This is a genomic window from Okeania sp. SIO2F4 (genome assembly GCF_010672385.1).
Lineage (GTDB): Bacteria > Cyanobacteriota > Cyanobacteriia > Cyanobacteriales > Microcoleaceae > Trichodesmium.
This window is the reverse complement of record NZ_JAAHGT010000512.1, coordinates 1-6,814: the sequence shown is the minus strand read 5'-3', so window position 1 is coordinate 6,814 and position 6,814 is coordinate 1. Positions and strand designations below refer to the sequence as shown.

Below are 6,814 nucleotides of genomic sequence, written 5' to 3'. Positions count from 1 at the left end.
CAGCAGATGACATTCTCTAGTTACTTGTTTTGGGTAATCTTCCCCTATTACTCCTGATGCTACCACTGTTTATTGATAGTTATATTTATCCTGAACTTTGAGCGTGTAGCCTTTCTCAAGTAGTTTGAATATCATTGGCCGACCCATTGTGTCTGTTCCAATGAATGAAACTTTAGTTTTATTTGTCATCAAAAATCTTTCTTGCTAAAGGTACAAAAAGTTCTATATATTCAAGATTAGTTGAGAAAATGACTACACTCAACACTTAACTTTTAACTTAATCCCTGAGAAATGGGAAGAAACTCTAGGATTACGCCAATTGAGTTTCTATCCCTAACATTTTTGGTGTTATAGGTCAGTTTTCGCTAGTTTTATGCTATCACTAACTCTAATTTCTACCTTTTGGCCCTAAACCAACTGTACCTGCATAGATAGCGCGATCGCCCAATTCATCTTCAATCCGCAATAGTCGATTATATTTGGCCACCCGTTCGCTACGACAGAGGGAACCTGTTTTAATCTGACCTGCGCGAGTTCCTACAGCTAAATCGGCAATAGTTGTGTCTTCTGTTTCTCCCGAGCGGTGACTGATAACTGAGCGATAACCATTACGAGTAGCTAAGTCAATGGTTTCTAGAGTTTCTGTCAAGGAACCTATTTGATTGAGTTTGATCAAAATTGAGTTACTGCCACCCATATCAATACCTTTTTGTAGGCGAGAAGCATTGGTAACAAATAGGTCATCTCCTACTAATTGGATCTTGCTACCTAACTTTTGAGTTAGCTGCACCCAACTTTCCCAATCTTCTTCATGTAAACCATCTTCTATGGACACAATTGGATATTGATCGACTAAACTAGCTAAATAATCAATCAACTCACTAGGAGAATGAGTTGCCCCGTCATAAGTGTAGTTACCATCTTTGTAAAATTCGCTAGCAGCTACGTCTAACGCTAAGGCGATTTGTTCTCCTGGTTTGTAACCAGCTTTTTCAATAGCTGCAATTAATATATCTAATGCTTCTTGATTGGAGCCTAAGTTGGGAGCATAACCCCCTTCGTCTCCCACCCCACCTAATAAACCTTTCTCTTTTAAAACTCCACTAAGGGTCGCGAATACTTCTGCTCCCCAACGCAATGCTTCTTTAAATGAAGCAGCACCTACAGGTACAATCATAAATTCTTGAATATCTACGTTATTGGCAGCGTGAGCACCGCCGTTAATGACGTTCATTAGGGGTACTGGTAGTAGACTAGCTTGGGGTCCACCTAAATAGCGATATAATGGCATACCCACCGAGTTAGCTGCTGCTTTAGCTGTTGCTAGGGAGACGGCTAGAATTGCGTTTGCTCCTAGGTTACTTTTGTTGGGAGAACCGTCTATTTCGATCATTTTGCTGTCAACTAAGGTTTGGTTGAGAGCATTGATTTTGACTAGAGTGGGGGTAATTTGTTCTTCTACATTTTTGACTGCTGTGAGTACCCCTTTGCCTCCATAACGTCCTTTGTCTCCATCCCTGAGTTCGTGGGCTTCAAAGCTGCCTGTTGATGCACCACTTGGTACTTGGGCTAATCCCATGATCCCGTTGACTAGGTGGACTTCTGCTTCTACAGTTGGACGACCACGAGAATCAAGAATTTCTCTGGCGTGGATTGATTCAATAGCTGTCTCCATACTTTTGATTCCTTATATTGTCAAGTTTAATGGCATTGGCTAAATTTAAGTGCTATTTATGGTTGACTATGATTCCAGAATGTTTATCGTCTCTGGAGTTATCAAACACGATTGGGTCCCACAACCCCGCCTTGATTAGCAAAATGTTTTTGCAGGGTTGCTCAAAAGCCCCTGTGAAAAAAACAACTTCTAACTTCTAACTTCCTTCAGGGGAGTTGTATTTTTGGACCATAATTAGCAATCTTTAGCTATTCCACTGACAGAATAAGGGTTAATTTTGCTTTTTAGCTAGAGATCAAAAATGTTTAATAATTTTATTACCACTGAATACAAGGTAAACATTAAAAATTTTAGATTTTTTTTTATAATTAAGTTATTGTTTGATTTTGAGGAACTGTTTTAGTTGATAACTTATGTAGAAATCCTGTCCTAGTATCTTGATAATTTGGCATTAAATTTAGCTATCATTAATCTTGCCATTTCATAACGTTTAGATCCTAAGATTTTCGGCGAGGGTTCAGACCCATTTTTTTGGTGATTAATTTTTGGTTTAAGCAGATTTAGGATTAAAGCTAATTGCTGATGATGCCCAACTTTGCAAATCAGGGGCTAAACGAATTAATTTTTGATGAATTTCATCTGTCACCCACAAGACTAAGGGAAAGTGAAAGTTTAGGAAGTTATTTCTGACTAAGTTAGCTGCAGTTAGTACTTTATCTAAGGTATTAACTGACTCTAAACTCTTAACCATTAAAGCTTTGGGCAAGCTATGACCGAGATTTTGGTTAATACTGGAGTAAAGTGTATCTGTAAAATTGTCTAATGCTAATTCTTGGTATTCTACAGGGTATTCTGCTTTGAATTTTTGGAGGATTTCTTCTCTTAATTCTGGAGAATTACAACGGACTAAAATTAGGGAAAAATCACCCTCAGATAGAGTTATTGCTCTAGCTAAGGTTTGTAGCGATCGATCGTTATGTCCAACTTTACTTTTCTTCATCTTAAGCATTTTTTATATATATTTTTATCTTTTTATTATCAGATATTAGTGATGATTGAAAAGTTAATATTTTTAACTTATGGTTTAATACTTTCACTATATTTATTCAATAATGTAGTGAAGATTTCTGGCCAACTACCTATTACCTCACTACTATGGAATTTTATTATTATTAAATAATGATATATCTGTGATTATACAGTAAAAATTTTAAAATTTAGAGTTTGGGTTGGTATTATAAGTAAGTTTTATCACGCATTTTTTTGATGACTATTATTATATTTACTGACCTATACCTGCTTAAAAGTGATTATTTTTGTAATATTTATATCTTTTATCTAGTTAAATTTACTTATATTTTTAGATTTAACTTACATTATATTCCGCAAAAATACTTATTCGCTATGTGATAAATATCATCCTATGAGTTAGAAGTGAGATTTAATAATTATTTAATATTTTCCCAAGCAAATATATTTTTTTTGATCTATGGCAATATGATTTAAGTTGTGAGGTATTGGAGAGTTTTGAGTTTGTTGACAATTTACGTTTTTTAGCGATATCAAACGATATTCTCTCAAATGTAAGATTTGTATCTTCTGCTCTAATCACTGCTTAAACATTTCTGGGGTGTCTATCTATTAGACATCAACACAATTACGAGGTAGCAGGGATCACGGAGAAAGAATTGATTAATAAGAGTGGGAAATTGATTTGATTTTTTATTCAGGACTGACAATGAGGGCAGTTAAAAGTACGGTCTTTTAGCTTTAATTCTTGATTAATATAACCACAATTATGACAAGTTTTCGATGATGGAAACCACTGGTGCTGTAGGGACGTTGCATGCAACGTCCCTACAGCACTACTGTCCCACCAGAGCTTAGGATTTGGGTTGTCAATCGTTGTCTAAATTCATAGAATCCTTACCTTGCTATTGATGCTGCCAATTTACCATTTTGCATCATCCCTTTAACGTTTAAACTCTCGCGCGCAGACCTGCTTTACTTTACTCCCTAAGAGTGTAGTAGTTTTCTCTATGACATCCCTACGCACATTAGCAATACGAGCATGGTAATTAGCCAGTTTTTTGTAGTATTTAATCCCATTGTTTGAAGGTGGTTTACCTTGACTTCCTAGCTGTTTGTTGCGATTGCGCCATTGAAACTTAGCTAGCTTTAATTGCTCTATTTTTATAGAGTTTGGGAGAGTTACAACTTCGGAGTTCCCCAATTCTAGGTTGGCGATACTTGCAAATTGTTTGACCCCAACATCTATACCAAAAGTTTCGTCTTGTCGCTCATCTAATAGAGGATGAACTGGCAACTGAGAAGCTTCAATACCAAAACTAACAAACCATTTTTCTCCCGTTCTACTAATAGTAAAAGTCTGACTTGCTGTGGTGTAAGGTATTGATTCCCATAATCTAAAAGTCCCTAATGTTGGTACTTTAATTTTTTTACCAGGACTAATTTTTACCTTTCCATTACCGTCATAAACTGTAAAAGATTGTCGGTCTTTTTTCCTTTTCAACTTAGGATACTTGCTGGTTCCCTATTTCGGTTTAAATGCTTCACTTAGATGTTGAAAAGCACTTTGGTAAATGCGAGACGAATAATTATTTATCCAGGCATATTCTGGTTGCTTTTTGACATAGTTAGTAAAGACTTTTTTCGCTTCTAAAATGCGTAATGTGTAATTCAAGCTAACTTCGCATTGCACGTTTGTTAACTTTGGTTATGCTGTGAGTTTGATTAACCATGCTGAGGCCATAGTTGTAAACGAAACGAGCATAGCCAGCACATTGAGCCATTTTTGAGCGCTCCTGGTTATTAAGCTTTAATTCAAGTTTTTTGGCGTACAATCAAATCACCTCCAACCACATTGTCAACTATTTTTTTTGTCAAGTCAAAAAATCCCCATCAGAACTGTCAGTTATTACCGGAAATTGCCAGATATATTGATACTAGAAATCAGCTCCTAATGACAAAGGTTACTTCGAGGTGAGGTTCACATAAGAAATATTCTTTGGGGACAACTCAAAATTCCTCTAAGCTTTAAATACGATCGCTGGATCGATGCGAGTTACTTTTTGAATTGCAAAGAAAGCTGAACCCACACACATCACAACAGTTACACCCAATACTCCTAGCGCAGACCAAGGTGTAATCAAAATAATAATTCCCTTACTGGCCACCCAACTACTTAATCCTAAACAAACCAACATCCCAGGAATATAACCTAAAACTGCCATCCAGATTGCCTGCTCCACAATTACTGCATATAATTCTTTATCCGATGCGCCCATTGCTTTGAGGGTGCCAAACTCCTTAATATGGTCAGATACAGAAGAATACAAAATCTGAGCTACCACAACTATGCCCACAATTACACCTACGACTGCCCCCATTCCCAAAACTAAACCAATATTTGTTCGTGCTAACCAAAAAAATCTGGTTTTCTCAGATAATTCCTTTTTCGTATAAGCAGTAGTAGTTGGCATTGCTGCTTCTATTCTTTGTTTCAAGACTTGTAAATCTGCACCGGGTTTAGCTTTAATTAATATATAAGCGATCGGATCTGCTATTTCTAACTTTTTGGGTGTTGGTATTTCCTCTAACTTTTGAGTGGGGTCTTTTTTCTCTACTACTTTTGTACATTGGATATTTCCTGCTCCTACCACTTTGCAGTTAACTTCAGCATTAATACCTGCACTAATATAACTATTAGCATTTTCCAGGGATGTAAATAATAAGGTACTTGATACAATTGACTGAGTACCTTTGGTCACTGCCACTAATTTTGCTGGTAGGGAACCGGCGATCGCTGTTGTTCCTACTCCTTCTGAGAGCATACTGGATAACCTGCTTTGGTCGGCCATCACTGCAAAAGGTTCTTTTAGGTCTTTGACGTTACCCTCAATGACATTTCCCGGATTGAATAGTTGTCCATTGGGGTTAAATCCAATTACCATTAATGGACTCATTTCTCCATTCTGAGGCCGCCATCTGACCGATCCTAAAATTAAAGCTTCTGCTTGCTGGACACCCTCTATAGTTTTGGCTTGGCTTAATTGGCCATAAAGTAGGGGATCTGTCAGCTCGAAGTTAACCATTTCATCAGAGGCGATCCAAATATCTGCATTGGATTTATCTATTAATAAGGTTGTGGAACGAGCAAACCCATTTAATATGCCTGTTTGAATTGTTACTAAGCTAACTGCAAATAATATTCCTGCTTGGGCTACTATAAACCGAGGAATATCTTCTAATAAATTTTTGCGAGCTATAGAAGCCATCTTGTTTGAGTCAAAAGTCCTGTAGACAGGTGTATCAACAATATAACAATAGTGTAGAATTCTGAATTGAGAATTTAGAATTCAGAATTTAGATACTGTTTGTCAAAGAGATATTAAATTCAGGTGTAGTCGGCTGTCTAGACTAAAATTGTAGGTTGAAAAAAACCTAACTTCCCAACCCCACAACTATCCTTCCTGCCCCCTGCGTGAAAGCTATCCCTGACTCAGAACTCCTGAAAACCTTGTAGTCCGTGTGGGGGGTGTGGGAAGTGAGAATCTTGTCTGTAGTTCTCAAAAAAATGTCTAATTCAATACACTTTTCTCCAGAAAAAGCATCTCGAAGGCTAACACATAACTTGTATATAATGTCCACGTTTTATGTTCAGAAAGATGTTGATAAAGTATAGCTTTGAAAGGGGGGGAATATTCTCTCCTCTCCTCGCAGAAGAGGGTTCGGGGGAGAGGTCTTCATTTAGACTTACCCAAAAAATAAAGCTAGACGCGCTAGTAGTGGACCGACACACCTAAAATAGTGCATTAGCTTTTTTCGTAATCACCCCATCACCCCATCACCCCATCACCCTATTTTCATAATGCACACCCATTAGCTGTGTCAGTCTACTGGGGTGGGTTAGGTGGCAATATTTATAAATTGAAGCACAAATAGCATACAAATCTGTACTAGCATTAGGTTTATTAAAGTTAGCGTATTGTTCTATTGGCGCATATCCAGGTGTTAACATAGCTGTCATTTTATTGGTGAAACCTGCTAAAAATTCCCTAGCGGAGCCAAAATCAATCAGGATAGCTTGATCTTGGGAGTTAATAATAATATTGTCTG

General features: G+C 37.2%; 8 protein-coding genes and 1 pseudogene. All 9 read right to left on the bottom strand.

Annotated features, from left to right (window positions below):
- Window positions 1–69 precede the first annotated feature (69 nt).
- Window positions 70–189, bottom strand: coding sequence for an NAD(P)-binding domain-containing protein (locus tag F6K22_RS42495; RefSeq protein ID WP_363274460.1), 120 nt, complete (start codon window positions 187–189; stop codon window positions 70–72).
- 199 nt (window positions 190–388) lie between these two features.
- Complete coding sequence (gene eno / locus F6K22_RS26200; protein WP_293104801.1) at window positions 389–1,675, bottom strand: phosphopyruvate hydratase; 1,287 nt, start codon at window positions 1,673–1,675, stop codon at window positions 389–391.
- Between the two features lie 550 nt (window positions 1,676–2,225).
- Entirely contained in the window at window positions 2,226–2,675 is a 450-nt protein-coding gene (locus tag F6K22_RS26195) for a hypothetical protein (protein WP_293104798.1), read from the bottom strand.
- Between the two features lie 726 nt (window positions 2,676–3,401).
- Window positions 3,402–3,527, bottom strand: a complete 126-nt coding sequence (locus F6K22_RS42490) for a zinc ribbon domain-containing protein (RefSeq protein WP_363274457.1) — start codon at window positions 3,525–3,527, stop codon at window positions 3,402–3,404.
- Window positions 3,528–3,647: 120 nt separating this feature from the next.
- Window positions 3,648–4,208, bottom strand: a complete 561-nt coding sequence (locus F6K22_RS26190) for a transposase (RefSeq protein ID WP_293104796.1) — start codon at window positions 4,206–4,208, stop codon at window positions 3,648–3,650.
- Window positions 4,209–4,229: 21 nt separating this feature from the next.
- Window positions 4,230–4,379, bottom strand: a complete 150-nt coding sequence (locus F6K22_RS26185) for a hypothetical protein (protein ID WP_293104793.1) — start codon at window positions 4,377–4,379, stop codon at window positions 4,230–4,232.
- 1 nt (window position 4,380) lies between these two features.
- Entirely contained in the window at window positions 4,381–4,539 is a 159-nt protein-coding gene (locus F6K22_RS26180; protein ID WP_293104790.1) for a helix-turn-helix domain-containing protein, read from the bottom strand.
- Between the two features lie 186 nt (window positions 4,540–4,725).
- The gene (locus F6K22_RS26175; protein WP_293104787.1) at window positions 4,726–5,973 is read right to left on the bottom strand and encodes an FtsX-like permease family protein; all 1,248 of its coding nucleotides are present in this window, start codon (window positions 5,971–5,973) and stop codon (window positions 4,726–4,728) included.
- 569 nt (window positions 5,974–6,542) lie between these two features.
- Window positions 6,543–6,814 (bottom strand): annotated as a pseudogene (locus F6K22_RS26170) (hypothetical protein); the annotation flags it as partial.

Bases quoted from the DNA above. Each gene is read 5' to 3' on its own strand.
- F6K22_RS26175 (WP_293104787.1), bottom strand. From the start codon at position 5,973: ATGGCTTCTATAGCTCGCAAAAATTTATTAGAAGATATTCCTCGGTTT.
- F6K22_RS42495 (WP_363274460.1), bottom strand. From the start codon at position 189: ATGACAAATAAAACTAAAGTTTCATTCATTGGAACAGACACAATGGGT.
- F6K22_RS26195 (WP_293104798.1), bottom strand. From the start codon at position 2,675: ATGAAGAAAAGTAAAGTTGGACATAACGATCGATCGCTACAAACCTTA.
- eno (WP_293104801.1), bottom strand. From the start codon at position 1,675: ATGGAGACAGCTATTGAATCAATCCACGCCAGAGAAATTCTTGATTCT.